At 71.7% G+C, this 24,776-nt stretch carries 17 protein-coding genes; 13 read left to right on the top strand and 4 right to left on the bottom strand.

Features of this window, described 5'->3' with window-relative positions:
- Positions 1–155 precede the first annotated feature (155 nt).
- Positions 156–1,862, top strand: coding sequence for a glycerol-3-phosphate dehydrogenase/oxidase (locus ACGFU7_RS04555; protein WP_393692268.1), 1,707 nt, complete (start codon positions 156–158; stop codon positions 1,860–1,862).
- Between the two features lie 209 nt (positions 1,863–2,071).
- Here the strand turns inward: ACGFU7_RS04555 and ACGFU7_RS04550 are convergent, their stop codons facing one another.
- A complete protein-coding gene (locus ACGFU7_RS04550) occupies positions 2,072–2,488 on the bottom strand; it encodes a serine hydrolase domain-containing protein (protein ID WP_393692266.1) in 417 nt (138 codons plus the stop codon).
- 120 nt (positions 2,489–2,608) lie between these two features.
- On the opposite strand from ACGFU7_RS04550, the gene ACGFU7_RS04545 reads away from it, so the two are divergent.
- The 5 genes from ACGFU7_RS04545 to ACGFU7_RS04525 all read left to right on the top strand — a co-directional run bounded on the left by ACGFU7_RS04545 (position 2,609) and on the right by ACGFU7_RS04525 (position 13,079).
- Entirely contained in the window at positions 2,609–4,615 is a 2,007-nt protein-coding gene (locus ACGFU7_RS04545; protein ID WP_393692264.1) for a serine/threonine-protein kinase, read from the top strand.
- 183 nt (positions 4,616–4,798) lie between these two features.
- Positions 4,799–7,630: a protein kinase gene (locus ACGFU7_RS04540; protein WP_393692262.1), complete on the top strand. Its 2,832-nt coding sequence runs from the start codon at positions 4,799–4,801 to the stop codon at positions 7,628–7,630.
- Positions 7,631–7,760: 130 nt separating this feature from the next.
- Positions 7,761–9,428, top strand: coding sequence for a serine/threonine-protein kinase (locus ACGFU7_RS04535; protein WP_393692260.1), 1,668 nt, complete (start codon positions 7,761–7,763; stop codon positions 9,426–9,428).
- A 140-nt stretch (positions 9,429–9,568) separates the two neighbouring features.
- The gene (locus ACGFU7_RS04530; protein ID WP_393692258.1) at positions 9,569–11,191 is read left to right on the top strand and encodes a succinic semialdehyde dehydrogenase; all 1,623 of its coding nucleotides are present in this window, start codon (positions 9,569–9,571) and stop codon (positions 11,189–11,191) included.
- A 49-nt stretch (positions 11,192–11,240) separates the two neighbouring features.
- Positions 11,241–13,079 carry a GMC family oxidoreductase N-terminal domain-containing protein gene (locus ACGFU7_RS04525; protein WP_393692256.1) on the top strand — a complete coding sequence of 613 codons (1,839 nt, stop codon included), beginning with the start codon at positions 11,241–11,243 and terminating at the stop codon, positions 13,077–13,079.
- 82 nt (positions 13,080–13,161) lie between these two features.
- Here ACGFU7_RS04525 and ACGFU7_RS04520 read toward each other — a convergent pair whose 3' ends face one another.
- Complete coding sequence (locus tag ACGFU7_RS04520) at positions 13,162–13,374, bottom strand: LPXTG cell wall anchor domain-containing protein (RefSeq protein ID WP_393692254.1); 213 nt, start codon at positions 13,372–13,374, stop codon at positions 13,162–13,164.
- Positions 13,375–13,656: 282 nt separating this feature from the next.
- Here ACGFU7_RS04520 and ACGFU7_RS04515 point away from each other — a divergent pair, with 282 nt between their 5' ends.
- Entirely contained in the window at positions 13,657–15,369 is a 1,713-nt protein-coding gene (locus ACGFU7_RS04515) for a peptidase (protein ID WP_393692252.1), read from the top strand.
- Positions 15,370–15,783: 414 nt separating this feature from the next.
- On the opposite strand, the gene ACGFU7_RS04510 is transcribed toward ACGFU7_RS04515, so the two are convergent.
- Positions 15,784–16,071 carry a chorismate mutase gene (locus tag ACGFU7_RS04510; RefSeq protein ID WP_393692250.1) on the bottom strand — a complete coding sequence of 96 codons (288 nt, stop codon included), beginning with the start codon at positions 16,069–16,071 and terminating at the stop codon, positions 15,784–15,786.
- A 361-nt stretch (positions 16,072–16,432) separates the two neighbouring features.
- Between ACGFU7_RS04510 and guaA the strand changes: the two genes are divergently transcribed.
- The 4 genes from guaA (at position 16,433) to ACGFU7_RS04490 (ending at position 21,038) form a co-directional block, all read left to right on the top strand.
- Positions 16,433–18,028 (top strand): glutamine-hydrolyzing GMP synthase, encoded by a 1,596-nt coding sequence (gene guaA / locus ACGFU7_RS04505; RefSeq protein ID WP_393692248.1) that lies wholly within the window; start codon positions 16,433–16,435, stop codon positions 18,026–18,028.
- 213 nt (positions 18,029–18,241) lie between these two features.
- Positions 18,242–19,012, top strand: coding sequence for a class II aldolase/adducin family protein (locus ACGFU7_RS04500; RefSeq protein WP_393692246.1), 771 nt, complete (start codon positions 18,242–18,244; stop codon positions 19,010–19,012).
- A gap of 113 nt (positions 19,013–19,125) precedes the next feature.
- Entirely contained in the window at positions 19,126–20,394 is a 1,269-nt protein-coding gene (locus ACGFU7_RS04495; RefSeq protein ID WP_393692244.1) for a hypothetical protein, read from the top strand.
- Positions 20,395–20,528: 134 nt separating this feature from the next.
- On the top strand, positions 20,529–21,038 hold the full coding sequence (locus ACGFU7_RS04490) for a DoxX family protein (protein ID WP_393692867.1): 510 nt from the start codon (positions 20,529–20,531) through the stop codon (positions 21,036–21,038).
- Positions 21,039–21,194: 156 nt separating this feature from the next.
- On the opposite strand, the gene ACGFU7_RS04485 is transcribed toward ACGFU7_RS04490, so the two are convergent.
- Complete coding sequence (locus tag ACGFU7_RS04485; RefSeq protein ID WP_393692242.1) at positions 21,195–22,532, bottom strand: PspC domain-containing protein; 1,338 nt, start codon at positions 22,530–22,532, stop codon at positions 21,195–21,197.
- 217 nt (positions 22,533–22,749) lie between these two features.
- Between ACGFU7_RS04485 and ACGFU7_RS04480 the strand changes: the two genes are divergently transcribed.
- Complete coding sequence (locus tag ACGFU7_RS04480; protein WP_393692240.1) at positions 22,750–24,048, top strand: PspC domain-containing protein; 1,299 nt, start codon at positions 22,750–22,752, stop codon at positions 24,046–24,048.
- Positions 24,032–24,727: a LuxR C-terminal-related transcriptional regulator gene (locus ACGFU7_RS04475; protein ID WP_393692238.1), complete on the top strand. Its 696-nt coding sequence runs from the start codon at positions 24,032–24,034 to the stop codon at positions 24,725–24,727. Before ACGFU7_RS04480 ends, ACGFU7_RS04475 begins: the two co-directional genes overlap by 17 nt.
- Positions 24,728–24,776 lie beyond the last annotated feature (49 nt).

Raw genomic sequence — 24,776 nt, 5'->3', positions numbered from 1 at the left:
TCGCATTGTGAGGCTTCAGTCGTCCTGGTGTTGTCCACAGGCGGTGGCCGAAGTCGTGGACGGCGGACAGAATCGAGAGGTGGGCACGGGTCGTCCGACCGCTCGGTCGGGTCGAACCGCGTGTCGGACCACCCCGATCTACCCGGGAGGCAGCAGTGAGGACAGCGACACTGGGACCTGCGGAGCGCGCCGAGGCGCTTGCCGCGATGGCCGAGCGCGAACTGGACGTGCTGGTCGTGGGGGCGGGCGTGGTCGGCGCCGGTACGGCGCTGGACGCTGCGACAAGAGGACTCTCGACCGGCCTCGTCGAGGCGCGCGACTGGGCCTCGGGCACATCGAGCAGGTCGAGCAAGCTGATCCACGGCGGGCTGCGGTATCTGGAGATGCTCGACTTCGCGCTCGTCCGGGAGGCGCTGAAGGAGCGCGGGCTGCTCCTGGGGCGGCTGGCCCCGCATCTGGTGAAGCCCGTGCCGTTCCTCTATCCGCTGCAGCACAAGGGCTGGGAGCGGCTCTACGCCGGTTCCGGCGTAGCGCTCTATGACGCGATGTCGGTGTCGTCGGGACACGGCCGCGGTCTGCCCGTCCACCGGCATCTCTCCCGTCGCCGTGCCCTGCAGGTCGCCCCGGCGCTGAAGAAGGACGCCCTGGTCGGGGCGTTGCAGTACTACGACGCGCAGATGGACGACGCCCGCTATGTGGCGACCCTGGTGCGCACCGCCGCCGGATACGGCGCCCATGTGGCGAACCGGGCGCGGGTGATCGGCTTCCTCCGGGAGGGTGAGCGGGTCGTCGGCGCCCGTGTGGAGGACGTCGAGGCGGGCGGTGAGTACGAGGTCAGGGCCAAACAGGTGGTCAACGCGACCGGCGTCTGGACGGATGACACCCAGGCGCTGATCGGGGAGCGCGGGCAGTTCCACGTCCGGGCGTCCAAGGGCATCCACCTGGTCGTCCCGAAGGACCGCATCCACTCCTCGACCGGCCTGATCCTGCGGACCGAGAAGTCCGTCCTCTTCGTCATCCCGTGGGGACGGCACTGGATCATCGGGACGACGGACACCGACTGGGACCTGGACAAGGCGCACCCGGCGGCATCCAGCGCCGATATCGACTATCTGCTCGAACACGTCAACTCGGTCCTGGCCACACCCCTGACCAGGGACGACGTCGAGGGTGTCTACGCGGGGCTGCGGCCGCTGCTGGCCGGCGAATCGGATGCGACCAGCAAGCTCTCGCGGGAGCACACGGTGGCGCACCCGCTGCCGGGCCTCGTGGTCGTGGCGGGCGGCAAGTACACGACGTACCGGGTGATGGCGAAGGACGCCGTGGACGAGGCGGTGCACGGCCTCGACAAGCGGGTGGCGGAATGCGTCACCGAGGACGTTCCGCTGCTGGGGGCGGAGGGATACCGGGCGCTGTGGAACGCCCGGGCGGGAATCGCGGCGCGTACGGGGCTCCATGTCGCCCGGGTGGAGCATCTGCTGAACCGCTATGGCTCCATGACCGAGGAGCTCCTCGATCTGATCGCCGACGATCCGGCGCTGGGGGAGCCGCTGCCGTCGGCGGACGACTATCTGAAGGCCGAGATCGTCTACGCGGCCTCGCACGAGGGGGCCCGCCACCTCGACGACGTACTGACCCGCCGGACCCGGATCTCCATCGAGACCTTCGACCGGGGCACGCTCAGCGCCCGGATCTGTGCGGAGCTGATGGCGCCGGTGCTGGGCTGGGACGAGGGGCAGATCGACCGGGAGGTCGAGCACTACGAGAAGCGGGTGCAGGCGGAGCGGGAGTCGCAGCGGCAGCCGGACGATCTCACGGCGGACGCGGCGCGGCTCGGGGCACCGGACATCGCGCCGCTCTAGGCCTCATCCTGTGCGGGGTGCGGGGTGCGGGGTGCGGGGTGCGCGGCCGCAGAACTCCGCGTCGAGGAGTGCCGGTTCGAGCGTCGTCGCATCGGTCAGGGTGTCCGTGTCGATGCGGTACGTCAGGGTGTGCCGGCCGTCGGACGGTGGGCCAGGGCGACGCGGACCGCGGCGGTGGCGGAGACGGGGTGGGCGGAGGTGTCGGCGGTTTAGTTGTAGAGGCCACTGGTGTGGCTGAGCAGGGCGCGCAGGGTGATGCGGCGGCCGTCGTTGCCGTTGCCGCGGATCAGCCCCGGCAGCAGCCGGTCGACGGTGTCCGACAGCTGCAGCCGTTTCTCCCGGGCGAGTTGGAGTACGACCGTCGCGACGAAGGTCTTGGTGATGCTGCCGGCCCGGAACCGGTCCGCCCTGCGGATACCCGGGCCCGTCGAGCGGTAGGTGTCGTACGGTGCGGAAGAGGCGCGACGGGCCAGCAGTGCCGCAGTGGGAGCACCGCCCCGGGCGACGAGCCGGGGAAGATAGGCGGCTGCGGGCGTGAGGTGTGGTTCGCTGGGCAGGGTTGCTGTTCCCAGGCCGAGCAGCGCCAGCAGCAACGGGGCGGCGAGCAGCGCCCTGAGTATCGGCACGGCAGGGAATCCCTTCCGCGGGCCACATCATGGCGGGCCTGTGGACCCGGCACCAAGACCGGTCCCGGGGTGAGGGACAATGAACGCTCTGCCAGGGCGGGTTGATCGCAGAGGGGACGCATGTCGGAGGCGGAGCAGGCACGGGAGCCCCAACGGGACAAGGACGGACGTCTTCTTGCGGGGCGGTACCGGCTCGGGGAGGTGCTCGGCCGGGGCGGTATGGGCACGGTCTGGCGTGCCGTCGACGAGACGCTGGGGCGCACGGTCGCGGTCAAGGAGCTGAGGTTCCCTTCGGCCATCGACGAGGACGAGAAGCGCCGGCTCATCACGCGCACGCTGCGTGAGGCGAAGGCGATCGCCAGGATCCGCAACAACGGCGCGGTGACGGTCTACGACGTGGTCGACGAGGACGACCGGCCGTGGATCGTGATGGAACTCATCGAGGGCAAGTCCCTCGCCGAGGCCATCCGCGAGGACGGGGTGCTGACACCGAGGCGCGCTGCCGAGGTCGGCCTCGCCATCCTCGACGTGCTGCGGCTGGCGCACCGCGAGGGCATCCTGCACCGCGATGTGAAGCCGTCCAACGTGCTGATCGCCGAGGACGGCCGGGTCGTGCTGACCGACTTCGGCATCGCGCAGGTCGAGGGCGACCCGTCGGTGACCTCGACGGGCATGCTCGTCGGCGCCCCCTCGTACATCTCCCCGGAGCGCGCCCGCGGGCACAAGCCGGGACCGCCCGCCGACCTGTGGTCGCTCGGCGGACTGCTGTACGCCAGCGTCGAGGGCTCCCCGCCGTACGACAAGGGGTCGGCCATCGCCACCCTGACCGCGGTGATGACCGAGCCGCTCGACCCGCCGAAGAACGCCGGTCCGCTGGAGGAGGTCATCTATGGCCTGCTCGCCAGGGATCCCGATCAGCGGCTCGACGACGCGGGCGCGCGCGCCCTGCTCAACGACGTGATCCACGCTCCCGAGAAGCCGGACCCGGTGGTGCCCCCGCCCGCCGACGCCACCCAGATCATGGCGCTGCCCGGGAAGACCGCCGAACGCGGCACCAAGGCGGCGTCGAAGTCCGGGGAGTCGGGCGAGGGCGCCCGGGACCGGCTGCGGGGTGCACTGCGCTCCGTACGGAACGCGAAGGCGGCACCGGCCGCCGCGGTGGGGGCGGCCGCAGCCTCGACCACCGCGCCGCCCCCTCCCTCGGCGTCTCCGTCGACCGCTTCCTCGACGGGCCCTTCGAAGCCTGCCCGGCCTTCGGCTCCGGCGAAGGCGGCCGCGGCCTCCGCCTCCGTACCGTCGCCGCGCCCCGCCACGTCGCCGACCACCTCACCGACCACCCCGCCCCGTGCGTCCATCACGGACGTGGTGCCGCGCCGCACCCTGGCGATCATCGCGGCCGTGATCGTGCTCGCCGTGATCGGCACGGTCCTCGCCCTCACGCTCGACGGAGGCGGCAAGGACGACGCGAGCGGCGGCAACGGCAAGGACGACAAGTCCACCTCGGTAGGAGCCTCGTCCACCGGCGGCTCCGCGGACACCGACAGCGGCAGTGGCAGTGGCAGCGGTACGGCCCAGGACCAGGGCAGCAATCAGGGCCAGGGCAAGGACGACAACTCGGACAAGGGGTCGGACGGTTCGAAGGGCGACGACCCGGACGCCGCTGACGCGCTGCCCGCCGGATACAGAACCATCAAGAACAAGCAGTTCCACTTCACGATGGCGATGCCCGAGGGCTTCCGGCTCACCGATACGGCGGGCCGCAACTCCGGCGGCATCTACAACGTCGACGGGGGCTTCCCGCGCATCCAGGTCGACTACACCGATTCGCCCGGCGGTGACGCCGCCGCATCCTGGAACGCCGCGAAGGGCGCCGTCGCGGCCAGCAGCAACGGCTACCACCACCTCGGCGTGAACAAGGTCCAGTACAACGGCTACCCGACCGTCGCCGACTGGCAGTTCGAGCGCACCCAGCAGGGTCAGCGGGTCCGGGTGCTGAACCGGGGCTTCAAGGTCGACGCCACCCACGGCTACGCGATCATGATCAGCTGCAAGGCGAGCGAGTGGGACAGCAAGGAGTGCCGGACACTGCGCAAGACCGCGTTCGACACGTTCGCGCCCACCGACTGATCCACGGGGTGAAAAGGGCCGGGATGCGCCGACCCTGACGCACGGCCGTGACTTGCCACGTATCGTGAGAGCCTGAGGACCGTACGCAGCCAGAACGGTGAGTCAATTGCACGGTAAGTGACCGCAATTGATGGATTCGTGCGGTCTTCGTGGCCGGGGGACAGCGCGCTCTGGGGAGGCGTCGTGGACGACTATGCGGGTCGGGTACTTGCCGACCGCTATCGCCTTCCGCTGCCCCCTTCCGATGAGTACGAGCTGGTCGAGACCCGGGCGTTCGACACTTACAGCGGACAGGAAGTCCTGGTCCGACAGGTTCCGTTGCCCGAGGTGGTGGACGCCGAGGTGCTCGACGCCGACGGTCCGGCCCCGGCGGCCCGGCGGGCCACCGGGCGTGCCGTGCGGCGGTCCGCGGACCCGGCGGTCCGGCGCGCCATCGAGGCGGCGCAGGCGGCGGCCCAGGTCCCCGACCATCCCCGGCTCGACCAGGTCTTCGACGTGTTCGCCGAGGACGGCTCGCTCTGGATCGTGAGCGAACTCGTCATGGCCCGCCCGCTCGCCGCCCTGCTCGCGGAGCGCCCGCTCAATCCCTTCCGGGCCGCCGAGATCGGCTCCGACGTGCTGACGGCGCTGCGGGTGCTGCACGCCCATGGCTGGACCCACCGCAACATCACCGTCCGCACGGTGCTGGTCTGTGACGACGGTCGCGTCGTACTGACCGGTCTGGCGGCCGGGGCAGCGGAGGAGGCGCTCTGCGGGTACGTACCGACGCCTCAGCCCGACGACGAGGACGAGGGCGGGTACGGCGACGGGTACGGCGGCCGCCCGGCGTACGAGACCGGCCCGACCGCGCCGTACGCACCGCCGGCACCGCCCGCCCCTCCGGCCGAGGTGCCGGCTTCGCACGGCCCGGCGGCGATCGAGACGGGCCGGGCGACCGGCGATCCGTACGGCGATGGCGATGACGATCCGTACGGCGCTGACGATCCGCATCCCGATGACGATCCGCACCCCGATGACCGGTACGCCGATGACACTCACGGCGGTACGGCGGGCGAGCTGGAGGCCGTACCGCGCCCGGTGGGCCCCGCCCTCCCGGCGACCGCCCCCGGAACGGGCAGCGCCGCGCAGTCGCGTGCCGGAGCCATCGCCGCCTACCGCGCGGGCGCCCGCGCCGCCGCCCGTGTCGGCGAGGACCAGGGCCGGGCCGGGGCGGGCGAGACGGAGGACACCGGCAGCCTGCCGGTCCAGCGCCCCGCGCGGCCGGAAGGCACGGGGCCGTCCGACCCGGACCGCGGCCACCCGCAACCGGCCGGTCCCTGGGACCGGACCGATGAGGGCCCGTACGCCCAGGCCTCATACGCTCAGGCCCCCTACGCCGAGGAGCCGTACGAAGACGACCCGTACGACGACGAGGACGACGACGGCTACGGAGGCGACGGCCAGTCGCCGCCCGGCCGGCGGCTGCATCTCACCGGCACCTGGAGCGACGGCCCCGGATCCGGGCGCCCCGTCCCCGCCGGAGGCTCGGGCGAGGACGCCCTGCGCGCCGACGCCCGCCGCCACGGCAGCTCCCCGGCGCTGCCCACGCACCGGCCCGAGCCGCAACAACAGCCGCAACAACAGCCGGGCCGCTGGGACGAGATCGTCGCGGGCGGCCGTACGGGCCCCGCCTACCGCGGTCCCGCCACCACCCTCGCCGCCGAGCGCGCCCGGCAGGCCCGGATCGCCGTCGTCGGCGCGGTCACCGAGCGCTGGGCGCCCGAGCAGGCCGGCCCCGTCCACGAGAACTGGCAGCTGGCGCCGCCGATCGGCCCCGCCACCGACCTCTGGGCGCTGGGCGCGCTGCTCTACCGCGCCGTCCAGGGCCACGCCCCGTACCCCGAGGAGAACGCGGCCGAGCTCGTCCAGATGGTGTGCGGGGAGCCGCCCGCCTTCGCCGAGGAGTGCGGTCCGCTGCGCCCCGTCGTCGAGTCGCTGCTGCGCCAGGACCCCACCGAGCGGCCGGACTTCGAGGAGCTGCGCGGCTGGCTGCGCTCCCTCGTACGGTCGGCGCCCGAGCCCGAGGCCGGTCTGGACGTCGTACCTCTGCCGTCCGTCGACAGCACCAGGCTTCCCGTCGTACGCCGCCGGGGCGAGCTGGTCCGCAGGCGCCGCGGCCGCATGGGCCAGGGCGCGGCCCACGGCCGCCACCGCCACACGAAGGAGAAACCCGACCGCCCCGACAGGCCCCGGGCGGAAAGAGTGCCCAGGGCGCCGCGCGAGCCCAAGGGCCCCAAGGCGCTGCGCACCCCGCCGCCCCGCCCCCAGCAGGGCGAGGGGCGGGCGCCGCGACGGCTGGGGCGGCTGCTTCTGGTGCTGATTCTGCTGGCCCTGGTCGCGGCCATCGCGTACGCCGTGATGTTCATGCCCAACGCGGACAGCGACTCCGGCACCCGCTCCTCGGGCCCGGCGTCGTCGACATCCGGTTCGCCGGACCCCGGCGCCGGCGCGTCCGGCGGGCAGTCGCCCTCGCAGCCCCCCGGCGCGCAGCAGCCGCAGACCAGCCGCTCCGCCGTCGCGCTCGCCCCGGGCTACGCCCTGCGCAAGGACCCGGAGGGCTTCGAGGTCGGCGTGCTCAAGGGCTGGCAGCGCAGCCCCGCCAACGCGGACCGTCAGATCCGGTACGGCAGCGACGGCTTCAGCCTGCTGATCGTCCCCGGACGCGACACCGTCAAGACCAACGGTGACGACCCGTTGGCGTACCAGGCCGACAAGGAGCTGGAGTTGCAGCCGTTCCGCGACTCCAGCTGGTCGGGATCGAGCGGACTGCGCCGGATCGACGTCGGCCGACAGGCCATGGCGGAGGGTCAGTTCACCTGGCAGGACGCATCCGGCCGCGAGGTGTACGCCCGTAACCTCGCGATGATTGTCGACGGCCGCTACCACATTCTCCAGGTCATCGGCCCGGAGAACCGGCGCGACAAGGTTTCGGACATCTACGAACAAGCCATCGCCTCTTACCGCGTGACGCCCTGAAGCATCCCGGTACGTCACCCGAAGGATGGCGGAGCGACAAGCATCACAGTGCGGTCTCTTGGGGGATGCGAGGTTCCGTGGCCCACATCCCCTCCGTAATCTGGCCTCCGAAGGAACGGGGCGGGGATACGTGGATCGATCACAGGGCACGGACGCGGGACTGGTACTGGCCGGAAGGTATCGGCTCGGCGAAGTCCTCGGGCGCGGCGGCATGGGCAAGGTCTGGCGCGCCCACGACGAGGTGCTGCACCGCACGGTCGCGGTCAAGGAGCTGACCGCCGGGCTGTACGTCGCCGAGGCCGACCGGATCGTGCTGCACGCCCGCACGCAGAAGGAGGCCCGCGCGGCGGCCCGGATCACGCACCCGGGCGTGGTCACGGTCCATGACGTGATCGAGTACGACAACCGGCCCTGGATCGTCATGCAGTACGTCGACGGCCCGTCACTCGCCGACGCGGCCAAGGAGTCCGGCGAGATCGAGCCGCGCGAGGCAGCCAGGATCGGCCTCCATGTGCTGGGCGCCCTGCGCGCCGCACACGGTGCGGGGGTCCTGCACCGGGACGTGAAGCCCGGCAACGTACTCCTCGCCAGAGACGGCCGGGTGCTGCTCACCGACTTCGGGATCGCCGCGATAGAGGGCGACTCGACCATCACCAGGACCGGTGAACTGGTCGGCTCCATCGACTATCTGGCGCCCGAACGGGTGCGCGGCGGCGATCCGGGCCCCGCGTCCGACCTGTGGTCCCTCGGCGCCACGCTCTACACCGCGGTCGAGGGGCGCTCGCCGTTCCGCCGCACGTCCCCGATCTCCACCATGCAGGCCGTCGTCACCGAGGAACCGCCGCCGCCCGGGCGGGCGGGCCCACTAGCTCCCGTGATCACCGCGCTGCTCCGCAAGGACCCCGAGGACCGGCCGTCGGCGGCGGAGGCGGAACGGATGCTGCTGGAGGCCATGGAGGGTCGCGAGCCCCGGGCCGCGCAGGCGTACGTACCGACGCAGCGCGTCCCCGACGAGGTCCTGCGCACGCTGGGCCAGGACGGCGCGTCCGGGGCGGGTACGGCGGGTACGGCCCGACTTCCCCACCCGGCCGCCGGTTCCGCCGCCGGCCCGGTGTCGTCCCCGGTGACCCGGCGCAGCCGGAGCCGGTGGCGTACGACGGTGCTGGTCATCGCCGCAGCCGCGCTGGTCGGCGGCGGTGCGGGGCTCGCCGCGATGAAGTACGGGGACGGCACGGACAGCGCCGCCGAGCGGAACAGCACGGGCACGCACGCGACCGACAGCCGCGAAAAGCCCGGCACTTCGCGCCCGACGAAGCCCGATACCTCGGACAAGGGTGTACCCGACGGCTGGAACCGGGTGAACGACCCCGAAGGCTTCAGCCTGATCGTGCCCGACGGCTGGGTGCGCCGGGCGGACGGCAATCAGGTCGACTACACCCCGGACAACGGCGTGCATTACATCCGGATCAGCATCGACCCGGCGCCCGACTTCGAGAACTCGTACATGCACATGCTGAGCCTGGAGAAGCTGCTCGCCAAACGGCTGCCCGGGTACCAGCGCAAGACCCTGCACTCCAACACGTACCGCGACCACGAGGGCTCGCTCTGGGAGTTCACCTGGACCGAGACCAAGGACCATCCGGGCCCGCGCCATGCGATCGACCAGATGTACTACGAGGACACGGGCGGCCCGGAGTACGCGATGTACATGACGGGTCCGGCGTCGGACTGGGACGCGACCCGGGAACAGTTCGACACGATGCTGCGTGGATGGCGTGCGCCCGGCAGCTCCGACTGAGGCCGCCGTACCGTGCCGGCGACCGCAGGGGTCCTGATCAGGGGCTTTGTTGCCAGTGATCACTGGCTTGTTTGTGGGGACTGTGAAAACCCATTACTCACGGGTACCCAAAGCGTGCGGCTGGACGTACTCTCGCCCTCATGACGGACTCGCAGGCCTCCACGTCCACCGCCGCAGCCGGCACCAACCCCGTGGCCGCCGCCCCCGCGGGCGCGCGCACCGCCGCCGATGTGGTGACACCCGAGGTGATCGCCCAGCTGACCCGTGGTGTGGCCGGCTCCGGCCGTACGGCCAACCACACCCCCTTCACCGGGGAGAAGCTGGCCGATCTGCCCGAGTCCACCCCCGAGGACGTGGCGACGGCCTTCGAGCGGGCCCGCGCCGCCCAGCCGGCCTGGGCCGCGACCCCCGTCCGCGCCAGGGCGGCCGTCCTGCTCCGCTTCCACGACCTCGTGCTCAGCCGCCAGGCCGAGGTGCTCGACCTCATTCAGCTGGAGACCGGCAAGGCCCGTCTGCACGCCCACGAGGAGGTGCAGGCCGTCGCCGTCGCGGCCCGCCACTACGGGCGCAGGGCCGGCTCGTATCTGAAGCCGAAGCGGCACACCGGAGTCGTACCGACCCTCACCAAGGTCACCGAGCTGCGCCAGCCGCGCGGCGTCATCGGCCAGATCGCGCCGTGGAACTACCCGTTCGAGCTGTCCGTCGGTGATGCGCTGCCCGCGTTCGTCTCCGGCAACGCCGTCGTGATGAAGCCCGACACGGAGACCGCGCTGACCGCGCTGTGGGCCCGGGACCTCTTGATCGAGGCCGGGCTGCCCGCCGAGGTGTTCCAGGTGGTCCTCGGTGACGGGCCGGTCATCGGCCCCGAGGTCGTCAAGCACGCCGATTATGTCTCGTTCACCGGCTCCACCCGTACCGGCCGCGAGGTCGCGCAGGGTGCGGCGGCCCGGCTCGTCGGGGTCTCGCTGGAGCTCGGCGGCAAGAACGCCATGCTGGTCCTCAGGGACGCCGATGTGGAGAAGGCCGCCGCGGGCGCCGTCCGCGCCTGCTTCTCCTCCGCCGGTCAGCTCTGCATCTCCATCGAGCGGCTGTACGTCCACGAGTCGGTCGCCGACGACTTCGTGGCCCGCTTCGCCGCCCGTACGAAGGCCATGAGGCTCGGCAACTCCCTCGCCTACGGTGCCGACATGGGCTCCCTGGTCGGCGAGCGCCAGCTGGAGACCGTCACGCGGCATGTCGCGGAGGCCGTCGAGAAGGGCGCCAAGCTCGTCGCGGGCGGCGTCGCCCGTCCCGACATCGGCCCGCTCTTCTACGAGCCGACCATCCTCGACGGCGTCGAGGCGCCGATGGCCGTCTGCAACGAGGAGACCTTCGGACCGGTCGTCTCCATCTACCGCTTCACCGACGAGGACGAGGCCGTCGCCCTCGCCAACGCCACCCCGTACGGCCTGAATTCGAGCGTCTGGACCAAGGACGCCAAGCGCGGCCACCAGGTCGCCGCCCGGCTGCGGACCGGCACGGTCAACATCAACGAGGGGTACGCCCCCGCGTACGGCAGCGTGCAGTCCCCGATGGGCGGCATGAAGGACTCCGGTCTCGGCCGGCGGCACGGCTCCGAGGGCATCCTCAAGTACACCGAGGCGCAGACCGTCGCCCAGCAGCGGCTGATTCCGCTCGCCCCGTCCTTCGGCATGGACGACGAGGGGTACGCGGCGTTCATGACCCGCAGCCTGAAGGCGATGAAGGCGTTCCGCCTGCGCTGAACCCCGTAACACCGCAGTACGTTCTGCCCTTTTCGTACCGAGGAGAGCCATGTCCCAGGACAGCCCTGCCCAGAATCGGCCCGTTTCCGCGGAAGGGGCCGACGACGACGCCGCGTACGATTACGACGTCCTGGTCGTCGGCTCGGGCTTCGGCGGTGCGGTGTCGGCCCTGCGGCTGACCGAGAAGGGGTACCGGGTCGGGGTCCTGGAGGCGGGCCGCCGCTTCAGCCCCGGCACCCTCCCCAAGAACTCCTGGGACATCAAGAACTACCTGTGGGCACCCGCACTCGGGCTCTACGGCATCCAGCGCGTGCATCTGCTCGGCAATGTGATGGTGCTGGCCGGTGCGGGCGTCGGCGGCGGCTCGCTCAACTACGCCAACACGCTGTATGTACCCCCGGCGCCGTTCTTCGAGGACCGGCAGTGGGCGTCCATCACCGACTGGCAGGACGAGCTGAAGCCGTACTACGACCAGGCCAAGCGGATGCTCGGGGTCCGGCTCAACCCGACGATGACCCCCTCCGACGTCCATCTGAAGGCGGCCGCGCAGGCCATGGGCGTCGGCGACACCTTCCATCTCGCCCCGGTCGGCGTCTTCTTCGGTGACGGCAAGGACGCCGACGGTACGGCGATGGCGAAGCCCGGCGGCACGGTCGCCGACCCGTACTTCGGCGGCGCGGGCCCCGCCCGCAAGGCCTGCACCGAGTGCGGCGAATGCATGACGGGCTGCCGTCACGGCGCGAAGAACACCCTCAACGAGAACTACCTCCACCTCGCCGAGAAGGCCGGAGCCGTCATCCACCCGATGACCTCCGTCGTCGCGATCGCGGACGACCCGGAGGGCGGCTACCGCGTCACCACCGTCCCGACCGACCGCCGCAGGAAGGCGAAGCCCACGCGGCTGCGCGCCCGCAAGGTGGTCGTCGCGGCGGGTACGTACGGAACGCAGACCCTGCTGCACACCATGAAGGACCGGGGCCTGCTGCCCCGGCTCTCGGACCGGCTCGGCGAACTGACCCGGACCAACTCCGAAGGCCTCGTGGGCGCGCAGACCTCCGACCGCCGCTACCGCAAGAAGCATGGCACCGCGAAGGCCGACTTCACCCGGGGCGTTGCGATCACCTCCTCGATCCACCCCGACGAGAACACCCACATCGAGCCGGTCCGCTACGGCAAGGGATCCAACGCGATGGGTGTGATGACCATCCTCCAGGTCCCGTACAGCACCCGCCGGGTGCTGGGCTGGCTCGGCAACATGGCCAAGCACCCGACGCTCGCCGCGCGTTCGCTCTCCAACCGGCGCTGGTCGGAGCGGACCATCATCGGGCTCGTCATGCAGTCGCTGGACAACTCCCTGACCGCGTACCGCAAGCCCGGCGGCATCGGGAAGGGCCTGCTCACCGCCCGGCAGGGGCACGGCGCACCCAACCCGACGCAGATCGAGGAGGCGACGCTCAGCGCCTCACTGCTCGCCGAGGAGATCAACGGCTTCCCCGGCTCGAACGTCGGCGAGCTGATGGGCACCCCGCTCACGGCACACTTCCTCGGCGGCTGCCCCATCGGCGCGAGCGCCGAGGACGGGGTGATCGATGCGTACCACCGGCTCTACGGACACCCCGGCATCTCGGTGGTCGACGGCTCGGCGGTCTCCGCGAACCTCGGCGTCAACCCGTCGCTCACCATCACCGCGCAGGCCGAGCGCGCGATGTCCTTCTGGCCCAACAAGGGCGAGGCGGACCCGCGTCCGGAGCAGGGCGAGGCGTACGAGCGGCTGGCCGCGGTCGAGCCGCAGGCACCGGCGGTGCCGAAGGAGGCCTTCGGTGCGCTGAAGCTGCCGTTCCTCGGGCTGCCGACTGTCCCGCCGAAGAAGCCGGAGAAGAAGCTGTAGCAGTCGTAGCGAACCGGGACAGCAGAAGGGGCTGCACCCCCCTCCGAGTGCAGCCCCTCCGCGCTTACGGTGACGAAACGCCTTACGCGCCGGTGTCACCGTTCCTGCGGCGCCGCACGATGAACATCGCGCCTGCGCCGAGCACTACGGCCGCGCCGCCCGCGGTGGCGGTCATGGGCGAGGCACTGGACCCGTCCGCCGTCGTCCCGGCGAACGCGGCCGGGGCAGCCAGCACCGCGGCAGGGGCGATGACTGCCGTGGCGGCGGCGAGCGCCATGGCGCGGCGAAGCTTCATGATGACCTCGGAAGTCCGGCGTACGGCTGTGAGCAGTACGGGTATCGGAACGGGCCTGCCGTGACGGGTCACAGGCGGGGCTGGTGGTTCCGCATGGTTGACCCGCGGTCCGCCGCAATGGTTGTCCGGATGCTCACAGAACCTTTATGTGACACCGCTCACGTTCCTCTCCGTACTCAATCCGTGACCTGTGGCTGGGCAACTGTTCAGCGGGCCACGCGGTCGAACTCGTATCGCTGTCACAGCGGTCGCACCGCCCCCACCGACCTCAGAGAGTCCGCGATGAGAACCATTTCCCCGCGAGCCGCGATGCGCCGCGCCGCCGGCGGTTTCGCCGCCGTCGGTCTGCTGGCCGCCGGCTCGCTCGCCCTCGGCACCCCCGCTCAGGCGGCCGGTCCCGAGCTGGTGATCGGCGGCCCCGCCGCGACCGCCCTGCACCCCTACCCGGCGAGCGGTTCACCACGGAAGTCGACGGTCGAGATCACGGTCGACAACCCGTCGCGGAACGGCGAGCCCGGCACCTTCGACGGCGACTTCACCGTGACCTTCGATCTGACCGGGATCGCGGGCGTCGCCGATGCGGCCTTCGGCGAGACCGGCGGTGCAAAGTGCGAGGTCACCGGCCCCACCGCCGTCTGTCACGGCCATGGCCTCGGGCCCGGCCGGAGCACGCTCGCCGAACTCGGCCTCTTTGCCGCCGAGGGCAGCCGTATCGGCGACTCGGGCAGGATCGAGGCCACCGGCAAGGCGGACGGGGCGACGTTCACGGCCTTCTCCGCCGAGGTCGGCATCGGCGGCCCCGACCTGGTGATGGAGCGGCTCCCGCTGAAGCAGAATCTGAAGCCCGGCGAGACCCAGCCGGTCCCCGTCACCTTCACCAACAACGGCACGCGCGCGGCCGACGGCGTCCTGCTCACCCTGATGTACACACGCGGCCTGGACTTCGTCGAGCGCTACGCGAACTGCGAGTACAGCGAGGGTGAAACGGGCCGGGGCTTCCCCGCCGGAACCACCGCCCGCTGCTCCGTCCCCGGTACGTACGAAGCGGGGGCGACCTACCGGCTCGCCGTACCGCTCTCCCTCAAGGCCACCGAGCACGCCTTCCACGACACGTTCGTCTACCGCATCGACGAGGACGGACCGGGGCAGCCCGACGGGCGGGGCGCGGGGCGGAGCGTCACCGCGGGCAAGGGCGCAGCGCTCACCCTGAAGGAGGCCGCCACCGTCCGCGGAGTGGACCTCGATCCCCGGGACAACCAGCAGGAGGCCGACTTCGTCACCGCGAACTCCGCCGACTTCGTGGCCTACGGTGCCCGGGCGAAGGGCGCCGCGGGCGACACCGTCGCGGCCACCATCGGCTTCCGCAACAAGGGCCCGGCCTGGGTCGGGTACCTGAGGTCCGGCGAACCCGTCGCCACGGTCGACTTCACCGTCCCCGAGGGCGCCTCGGTCACCGGCAGTCCCACTGCCTGCCGAGGCGTGACGGCCGACGGGCAGTACCGCGAGAACCGGAGCGGGGCGCCCCGTTATGTCTGTGACACGTCCACGGCCGTACGGGACGGCGCCGACTTCGCCCTGCGCTTCCATCTCAAGATCGACAAGGTGGTGGCGGGAGCCTCCGGCACGGTCACGGTACGTACCCCGCAGCTCGCCGAGCCCCCGAAGCTGCCCTTCGATCCGAAGCCGGGCAACAACACCGCGCGGCTCGTCCTGAACAGTGACAACGGCGACAGCGGGGACGACGACGGCGGCTCCGGATCCACCACGTCGGGCGGGGCCTCCGGCTCCGGCTCGACCGGCGGCTCCGGCGCCACGTCCAACGGCTCGACCACCTCGGGAGCCGCAACGGGCGGTCCCACCACGGCCGGTTCCACCGGCGGCGCCCTGGCATCGACCGGCACGACCGCGCTTCCGGTGGCCGCCGGTGCGGTGGTCGCACTCGCAGCGGGCGGCGTGCTGTACGCGACGGCCCGCCGCCGCCCGCAGCGGGGCTGACGGCCGGGAGCCGGAGGGGGAATGAGCAAGGGCCCCGTGGACCGGGAGGCGGTCCACGGAGCCCTGCCCGATCAGCACCGGGACGCGGCCTCGGCACCGAGCTGGACGGCTGCGCCCGCGCAGACCGTTTCGACCGGATACGGTCGGCTCCGGGCGTCCCCGGAGCCGACCGTTCTTGGGGTGACCGGGCTGCTGTCCCCTGCCGACCGGTCACGCACGCTGGGGCGCGGTCCCACGGCGTACCTGCAGTACGCCACACGCTCCAGCGGAGCCACGCGTGGTTTCTTTCCAAAGCCGCCCCTGGCTGGCACGGACACCGGGACCAACGAAGCCACTGCGGACCCGGTCACGCGCCGTACGGGTGAGAGTCGGCCCGAACTGGGATACGCCGGGACACCCCTGCCCCGCGGGGTGTCAGGCCCGGCCGCGGCAGAGCTCCAGCAGCGTCATGGCGAGGGAGGTGCCGGGCTTGCCGAGCGCGTCGCGGTACTGGCCGAGGATCTCCATCTCGCGCGAGAGGTTGATCCGGCGGCCGCCGGAGGTGATCCGGGCCTCCTGGATGACCGCGGAGATGGCCATCCGCTCCTGGACGAGTCCGATGATCCGGTCGTCGAGGGCGTCGATGCGGGACCTTGCGTTGTCGATCAGCGCGGCGGCCTCATCGGTGTGCGCGCCGGTCTTCGCGGGGGCGGTGCTGGTCATGGTGGTGACTCCTCGTGGGGTGCGGCCCCCGAATCCGACCGGTCCGGAACGACAGAACGCCCCGGGCCTTTCGGCCCGGGGCGCCTGGAACGTTGCTTGTCAGTGGATCAAGCAGCACGACCATGGCAGCCGGCGGGCCGGATGCCATAGGTAAAGACGAAGGTCGTGTGCTGACGCATGACCTCAGTATGGCCCTGCCCGTGCGGGTGGGCCAACACGGGGCCCGGATGCTGAGACGCCGCCCGGCCCGGGCCCGACGGCTGCGCTTCCCGCATTCCCGTCCGGGCGTGACGACGGCCGCCTCCGCAACCCCGGTAGAATCGACAAAACCGACCCCCTTTCACCGCCGGAAGGCCGCCCCGTGCCAGCAGCACCCCCCGCCGCCCCCGAAACCGCCACCGACGTGGTCCTCGTTGTCGACTTCGGCGCGCAGTACGCCCAGCTCATCGCCCGACGCGTCCGTGAGGCCCGGGTCTACAGCGAGATCGTCCCGTCGACGATGCCGGTGGCCGAGATGCTGGCCAAGAACCCCCGGGCGATCATCCTGTCCGGCGGCCCCTCCTCGGTGTACGCGGAGGGCGCGCCCTCCCTGGACCGTGCGCTGTTCGAGGCCGGAGTTCCGGTCTTCGGCATGTGCTACGGCTTCCAGCTGATGGCCACCACGCTCGGCGGCACCGTCGACGACAACGGTGCCCGTGAGTACGGCCGTACCCCGCTCACCGTCTCCAAGACCGGCTCCACGCTCTTCGAGGGCACCCCCGCCGAGCAGCCGGTCTGGATGTCGCACGGCGACGCCTGCTCCGCCGCCCCCGAGGGCTTCACCGTCACCGCGTCCACGGACGTCGTACCGGTCGCCGCCTTCGAGAACGACGAGAAGAGGCTCTACGGCGTCCAGTACCACCCCGAGGTCCTGCACTCCACGCACGGCCAGCAGGTCCTGGAGCACTTCCTCTACCGCGGCGCCGGCATCGAGCCGACCTGGACCACGACCAATGTGGTCGAGGAGCAGATCGCGCTGATCCGTGAGCAGGTCGGCACCAAGCGCGCCATCTGCGGCCTGTCCGGCGGTGTGGACTCCGCGGTCGCCGCAGCCCTCGTGCAGAAGGCCATCGGCTCCCAGCTGACCTGCGTGTATGTGGACCACGGTCTGATGCGCCAGGGCGAGACCGAGCAGGTCGAGAAGGACTTCGTGGCCGCCACCGGCGTCCAGCTGAAGGTCGTCGACGCCGAGGAGCGGTTCCTGAACGCGCTGGCCGGGGTCTCCGACCCCGAGCAGAAGCGGAAGATCATCGGCCGCGAGTTCATCCGCGTCTTCGAGCAGGCCCAGGCCGAGCTCGTCGCCGAGGCGGGCGCGGCCGGCGAGGACGTCGCGTTCCTCGTCCAGGGCACGCTCTACCCGGACGTCGTCGAGTCCGGCGGCGGCACCGGCACCGCCAACATCAAGTCCCACCACAATGTCGGCGGTCTCCCCGACGACATCGAGTTCCAGCTCGTCGAGCCGCTGCGTCAGCTGTTCAAGGACGAGGTCCGGATGGTCGGCCAGGAGCTCGGCCTGCCGGAGGAGATCGTCCAGCGCCAGCCGTTCCCCGGCCCGGGTCTCGGCATCCGTATCGTCGGCGAGGTCACCAAGGAGCGGCTCGACCTGCTCCGCGAGGCCGACGCCATCGCCCGCGAGGAGCTGACCGCGGCCGGTCTGGACCGCGACATCTGGCAGTGCCCGGTGGTTCTGCTCGCGGATGTACGGAGCGTCGGCGTCCAGGGCGACGGCCGCACCTACGGCCACCCGATCGTGCTGCGTCCGGTCTCCTCCGAGGACGCCATGACGGCCGACTGGTCGCGTCTGCCGTACGAGACCCTCGCCAAGATCTCGACCCGCATCACCAACGAGGTCGCCGACGTCAACCGCGTCGTGCTCGACGTGACGAGCAAGCCGCCGGGCACCATCGAGTGGGAGTGACCTTCCCGACGGGCCCCGCCTGACACCCGGTGCCTGGCATCCGGTCGACGCCGATGCCGTCGCTCATTCACTTGAGCGGCGGCATCGGCGCGTTTCAGGACCCGTGCTCGTCCCCGGACCCGTGCCCGAATCGAGTCCCGATGCCTCTGGCCACCTGCGGCAACCGGAGGTAACTTCCGATCCCGTACGCCCTGGGAGCCCCGAGGAGTCGCCATGCCCGAGCCCACGCCCATACCCGTGGACCAGCTCCACTTCGCGATGCCGCCCGTCCACGAGTCGGTGGAGGACGAGCGCGCGTACCGCAAGGAACGGCTGGCCGGGGCGCTCAGGCTGTTCGGGGAGTACGGGTACGAGGACGGCGTCTCCGGTCACATCACCGCGCGCGACCCGGAGTTCACCAACTGCTTCTGGGTCAACCCCTTCGGGGCCCCCTTCGACGGGCTCGCGCCGGATGAGCTGATCCTGGTCAACGGGGAAGGGCAGGTCGTCGAGGGACGGCACCACGTCAATCAGGCGGCGTTCGCCGTCCATGCGCAGGTGCACCGGGCCCGCCCGGATGTCGTCGCCGTCGCGCACACCCACTCCGTACACGGGCGGGCCCTGTCCGCGCTCGGCGAGCTCATCGAACCGATCACCCAGGAATCCTGTGCCTTCTACGAGGACCACGTCCTGTACGACGCGTACACCGGGGTCATCGTGGACGAGGAGGAGGGGCGCCGGATCGCCGCCGCGCTCGGTGGTCACAAGGCGATCGTGCTGCGCAACCACGGGCTGCTGACCGTCGGCGACTCGGTGGACGCGGCCGCCTGGTGGTTCATCGCGCTGGAGCGCTCCTGCCAGGTGCAGCTGGCCGCGCGGGCGGCCGGAAAGCCGGTGCTGATCGAGCACCGGGACGCGGTCGCCACCCGTGAGCAGCTCGGCAGCGACCTGGTGGGCTGGATCAATTACCAGCCACTGTGGCGCCGGATCAGTCGCACATTCTGACGATACGCGCCGACGGGCCGCCCCGATGCGGGCCCGAGCCCTTCCGTACGGCACAATTCGCAGCAATCGCAGCCGAGTTGGCTGAACCGGGGCTTGAAAGGGCGGCGTTCTTCGTGGCGTTGGACGAGGCGAGGGCGAGCAGCACGCACGGCGGCGGCTGCACGTGCGGTGACTGCCCGCACGGGGCGCGCGAGGGTCACCGGCGCGCGGTGGCCGCCTTCCTGGCCAAGCGGGACGAACTCGCCGCAGGTCAGGGGCTGCCGCCCGGGGTCGCCCGGTCCGCCTCCGCGACCCGTCAGTGGGTCTCGGACGAGCTGACCCAGTCCGCCAAGTCCGTCGCCGAACGGGGCCGGGAGGCGGGCGACGCCTGGCTGCACCGGGTGTGGCGGCGCACCCTGATCGCGGTGTGGGGGAGTCTCGCCGTGCTGGTGATCGCCGAGGCCGCCACCGCCATCGGTGCGGGCTGGACCAACGCCCGTACGGCGGGGCTGGTCGCCGGACTCGTCACCGCGGGCCTGCTCACCGGTGCCGCCCATGTCCACCGGGCCCGCGGCGGCCTCCTCGCCCCGGTGATCGGTGAGGACAACCGGCTCTCCACCTCCCGGGCGGTCGCCGCGTCCTGGGTGCTGCTGGCGGTCTTCTCCGTACTCGTGCTGGCGCTCCAGCTGGCGGGAGCCTCCGGTCACGCCGAGCGCGACGAACTGATCGAGGGGCTGGATCTGGCCAGGGGCGCAGGGATGGTGACCGTGCTTGCGCTGGTGTGCGCCATCGCCGTGGTCGTACGCCGGGTGGTGACCGTACGGGCCCTGTCCGGGCGGCTGCAGAAGCTGCGGGCCGACCGGCCGCGCGCCGCCGATCTGCTCACCGACGACTCCGGGCGGGGCAGCTTCACGGATGTGCAGTACGTGCTGGTGAGCACCGTCGCCGTACTGTTCGCCGCGGTCCGCCTCGCCCGCAGGCCCGAGCAACTGCCCGACCTGCCCTGGGGGCTGGCGCTGCTGGTCACCGTCTCGGCGCTCGCGTACTTCGCCGGGAAATACGCGGAGGGCGGGCGCCCGGTGGTGCTCTCGGTGGTCCGGGCCCGCGAGGCCGGGGATCTGGACGCGCCGATCCGTACCGGCGACGACATCGAGATCCGTGGTGCGGGCTTCGTGCCGCCCGGCGCCGGGGCGCCGGACCGGCTGGCCCGCATGGTCGTCCGGATCGGGCGGGTCCATGTCCATGTGCCGCTCATTCCGGTCACCGGCGGCTTCGCCAACCCGTCCGACAGCGTGCTCACCGTGCCGGTACCGGTGGAGGTGGAACCGGGGCTGGTGGAGGTGCAGGTCGTGACCGCTGCCGGGGTGGAGACGAACCGGGTCGAGATCGATGTGACGGACTGACTGCCGCGGCCCGTGCCCGGCCGCGGGTGACGGATACCGGCCGATCGGATGCCCCGCCGGGTGAGCCGCGCGTTCACGACGTACGTATGGTCTGTTGACGGGTCTACGGAAGGCGGGGCAGCCACATGCAGGACATTCAGGGTTACGGCATGAACGTACGCGGTCTGGGCGAGCCGAGAGGGCTCAAGGAGCTGGCGCGGGAGCACGCCCTGCTGCCCCTGCGGATCTTTCTCGGTGTCACCTTCATCTACGCCGGGCTCGACAAACTGACGGACAGTTCCTTCTTCCGCGCGAGCGGCGCCGGGTCCATCGGCGAGACGATGCACGCGGTACGCGACTCGTCGGCGATCCCGGCCCTCGTCGACCTCGCGCTGAAGAGCCCCGGCGCCTTCGGGTACGCCATCGCCATCGGCGAACTCGCCGTCGGCATCGGCACCCTCATCGGGCTGTGGGCGCGGCTGGCCGCGCTCGGCGGGGCGCTGATCTCGCTGAGCCTGTGGCTGACGGTGAGCTGGCAGGTCGATCCGTACTACTTCGGCAACGACCTGGCCTACCTCATGGCCTGGCTGCCGCTGCTGCTCGGCGGGGCCGCGGCGTTCTCCGTGGACGCCCTTTTCGCGTCACGACGGCGACGGATCGCGTAGTTCACCCAGGTCACGGTGGCGGCCAGCCAGAGGCCGCCGAAGAACAGCGGGAAGAAGAAGACCCACGGGGCGTCCCAGACCCCCGCGACGTCCGCCGCGTATCCCGCTGCCAGAGCGAGCATGACCACGCCCGCCACCGCCCGCCCCGGACGGATCTCATGACGCAGCACGGGTGACCTCCACCTGTCCGATGCCGACTTCGAGAGTGAGCTCGACCGTGCCGGCCGGTTTGCTGCCCGGGGGCGGCGGAAACGTCCTGTGCTCATTCTGCGACGGGTTGACGTCCACATCGCGTTGCCGGTCGGCCGGTGCGTCGCCCGTCCGGCTGACCGGCAGCGTGATGTCGCCGAGGCCCGCCCGCGCGTCCACCGTCACCGTCACCGCCTTCGGCACGACGACGACCGCGCGGCCCGCCCCGACGTTCACCCCCGTACGGACGGTGTCGCCCCGGGGGACCGTGATCTCGGTGAGGTCCAGCCGTGCCACCCCGGAGCCCAGTTCGTAATGCGGCCGGACCGCCGCCACCGAGGCCGGCCGCCAGCCCTCGCGCACCCACTGGGTGGTGATGTCCTTCGGCAGCGCGGACGCGCCCGCCAGCAGGGCCGCCGTGATCATCGACAGCATGACCGTGCCGAACCCGGTCCGCCCGAGGAGCGCACTGACCAGCATCCCGAGCCCGAACACCGCGAGCGCACCGGCCAGACCGATCTGCAGACTCGTACCGAACGGCTGGGAATCCCAGTTCAGCCCCGTGCCCAGACCGCCGGCGATCAGCGCGAGCAGGAACACGAGACCGCCGATCGAGGCCGGGCCCGTGGTACCGGGCTCGTGCCGGGGCGCGCGGAACGGGTCTTCCGGCGTCGCCCCCCGGGGGCGTACCGTCCGGCCGTCGAGCGGCGCATCGGCCGGACCCCACAGATAGCCGGGGCCCACCGGCCCCGAGGTGCCGTCCTTGATGATCGGATCCCGCCACCACGACGGGGTACCCGGTGACGGCGGAGCCTTCACCTCGGGCGGTGCGTCCGCCACCGCCTGCGCGGTCGCCGGATGCAGCGGGTCCTCGGGCGCCGCCGTCCTGCGGTTCTGCGTCCAGACGGCGAAGCCGACGACCGCGAGCGACAGCATCGCGGAGAACGCCAGCGTGCCGCCGTTGCCCAGCATGGAGAGGAACAGCCCGCAGCCGATCAGCGCGAGCAGCACCGCGATCAGCGACGCACCCTCGACGCGGCCGGACAGCAGCCTGCGCGCCTCGTTCTCGTCCTCGCCGTCCAGGGGGATCAGCAGCCAGGCGAAGCCGTAGAAGATCAGCCCGATGCCGCCGGTGACGGACAGCACACCGAGCACGATCCGGAAGATCACCGGATCGACGTCGCAGTACCGGCCGAGCCCGCCGCAGACCCCGGCCACGACTTTGTGCCGCGGGCTGCGCCGCAGCTGCGGTCCCGGCTCGGGAGGTGGTGCGGCGCCGGGGGAGGCGTCCTGGGGAACGGTCATGGCTCCATGGTGACGGGCCGAGCGCCCGTCCGGGACCCGCGCCGACCCTGGCCGATCCCTGATATTCGCCCGGCGGCCCCCTGGGGGAGGCGCTCCGGCACCGGCCCGGCGGCTTCTGCGGGAGGCGCCCGCGCGCACCCCCGGGGCCGAACTCTCAGGGTCCAGTCGGGGGCGGACCCTGATGCCGTCGCCCGTACGGACATGTGACGATCGGGTCATGCCAGCCGCCACGCCCCGAGCCACAAGCTCCCTCAACGCCGACCCGGAGGAGCCACCGCTGCGCAAGCTGTACCGCAGCGCCGACGGACGGCTGCTCGGCGGCGTCGCGCGCGGTCTCGCCGGGCATCTCGGGCTGCCCGTCGCCTGGGTGCGGTTCGTCTTCCTCGGCCTGTTCTTCGCGGACGGCCTCGGCGCGCTGCTCTACGCCGTGTTCTGGATCGTCGTCCCGCTCGGTGTCGGTGGCGTGGAGGCGCCGCGCTCCGTCTTCGAGACCGCCCCGGACGGCAGACGACGGCTCCGCAAACCCGACAGGGGCCAGGTCTTCGCCCTCATCGCGCTGTTCATCGGCGCCATCATCTTCGTCGGCAACGTCGACATGGGCAGCAAGGCCGACCGCTACATCTGGCCCACGCTGCTGATCGGCGCAGGTTCCGTACTGGTGTGGCGGCAGGCCGACAACGCCCGGCGCGCCCGCTGGATGGAGGTTGGCAGCCGCCGCCGGGTCCTGCATCTGGCCCGGGGCCTCGCCGGGGTCGCCCTGGTCGGCCTGGGCCTGGCCGTCTTCATGGTGGTACGCGGCTCCGCGGCCCAGCTCGGCAACGTCCTGACCGCCGCGATCGCCGTCCTCACCGGCATCGCGCTGCTGGCCGGCCCCTACCTCGTACGCATGACCCAGGACCTCTCCGAGGAACGCCTGATGCGCATCAGGGCCCAGGAGCGCGCCGAGGTCGCCGCCCATGTCCATGACTCGGTGCTGCACACCCTGACCCTGATCCAGCGCAACGCGGAGGACGCGGGCGAGGTCCGCAGACTGGCCCGCGCCCAGGAACGCGAACTGCGCAACTGGCTGTACAACCCCGAGGGCACCGGCAAGGACGAGGACGACGAACCCGCGACCCTCGCCGAGGCGGTCAAGCGCGCCGCCGCCGAGGTCGAGGACAAGCACGGCGTCCCGCTGGAGGTCGTCGTCGTCGGCGACTGCCCGCTGGACGAGAAGCTGGCCGCGCAGATGCAGGCCGCACGCGAGGCGATGGTCAACGCCGCGAAGTACGGTGGCGAGGGCGGCGCCGTGCAGGTCTACGCGGAGGTCGAGGGCCGCACGGTCTTCGTCTCCGTGCGCGACCGGGGCCCGGGATTCGATCCGGACTCCGTACCGGGGGACAGAATGGGCGTACGAGAATCAATCATCGGCCGGATGCAGCGCAACGGCGGTACGGCGCGGCTGCGTTCGGTGCCCGGCGGGGGCACGGAAGTCGAGCTGGAGATGGAGAGGGCGAGCGATGACGGAGACCACTGAGGCGACCGGGGGCCCGGAGCACCGGGTACGGGTCGTGCTCGTCGACGACCACCGGATGTTCCGCACCGGTGTCCAGGCCGAGATCGGCCGCACCGAGGAGACCGGCGTCGAGGTCGTCGGCGAGGCCGCCGACGTCGACCAGGCGGTCACCGTCATCACGGCGACCCGCCCCGAGGTGGTCCTCCTCGACGTCCACCTGCCGGGCGGCGGCGGCGTCGAGGTGCTGCGCCGCTGCGCCCCGATGATGGGCGCCGTCGAGAACCCGGTGCGGTTCCTGGCGCTGTCCGTCTCGGATGCCGCCGAGGACGTCATCGGCGTCATCCGCGGCGGCGCCCGCGGCTATGTCACCAAGACCATCACCGGCACCGACCTGGTCGACTCGGTCTTCCGGGTCCAGGACGGCGACGCCGTGTTCTCGCCCCGGCTGGCCGGCTTCGTCCTCGACGCCTTCGCCTCCACGGACGCGCCGCCGGTCGACGAGGACCTGGACCGGCTGACGCAGCGCGAGCGCGAGGTGCTGCGGCTGATCGCCCGCGGCTACGCGTACAAGGAGATCGCCAAGCAGCTGTTCATCTCGGTGAAGACGGTCGAGTCGCATGTCTCGGCGGTGCTGCGGAAGCTCCAGCTGTCCAACCGCCACGAACTGACCCGGTGGGCGACGGCGCGACGGCTGGTCTGAGCCGGCCGGCCGTACCGTCGGGGTCGAGCGAGATGTGTCCGGGTGTCCT

Origin of the sequence: Streptomyces sp. NPDC048473, assembly GCF_043200155.1 — a bacterium.
GTDB lineage: Bacteria > Actinomycetota > Actinomycetes > Streptomycetales > Streptomycetaceae > Streptomyces.
The sequence above is the reverse complement of the archived record's forward strand: the minus strand, read 5'-3'. Positions and strand labels throughout refer to the sequence as shown.

Excerpts from the sequence above, each read along its gene's own strand:
- ACGFU7_RS04520 (WP_393692254.1), bottom strand. The coding sequence starts at position 13,374 with ATGAAGCTTCGCCGCGCCATGGCGCTCGCCGCCGCCACGGCAGTCATC.
- ACGFU7_RS04510 (WP_393692250.1), bottom strand. The coding sequence starts at position 16,071 with ATGACCAGCACCGCCCCCGCGAAGACCGGCGCGCACACCGATGAGGCC.
- ACGFU7_RS04530 (WP_393692258.1), top strand. The coding sequence starts at position 9,569 with ATGACGGACTCGCAGGCCTCCACGTCCACCGCCGCAGCCGGCACCAAC.
- ACGFU7_RS04545 (WP_393692264.1), top strand. The coding sequence starts at position 2,609 with ATGTCGGAGGCGGAGCAGGCACGGGAGCCCCAACGGGACAAGGACGGA.
- ACGFU7_RS04475 (WP_393692238.1), top strand. The coding sequence starts at position 24,032 with ATGACGGAGACCACTGAGGCGACCGGGGGCCCGGAGCACCGGGTACGG.
- ACGFU7_RS04500 (WP_393692246.1), top strand. The coding sequence starts at position 18,242 with ATGCCCGAGCCCACGCCCATACCCGTGGACCAGCTCCACTTCGCGATG.
- ACGFU7_RS04515 (WP_393692252.1), top strand. The coding sequence starts at position 13,657 with ATGAGAACCATTTCCCCGCGAGCCGCGATGCGCCGCGCCGCCGGCGGT.
- ACGFU7_RS04525 (WP_393692256.1), top strand. The coding sequence starts at position 11,241 with ATGTCCCAGGACAGCCCTGCCCAGAATCGGCCCGTTTCCGCGGAAGGG.
- ACGFU7_RS04485 (WP_393692242.1), bottom strand. The coding sequence starts at position 22,532 with ATGACCGTTCCCCAGGACGCCTCCCCCGGCGCCGCACCACCTCCCGAG.
- ACGFU7_RS04480 (WP_393692240.1), top strand. The coding sequence starts at position 22,750 with ATGCCAGCCGCCACGCCCCGAGCCACAAGCTCCCTCAACGCCGACCCG.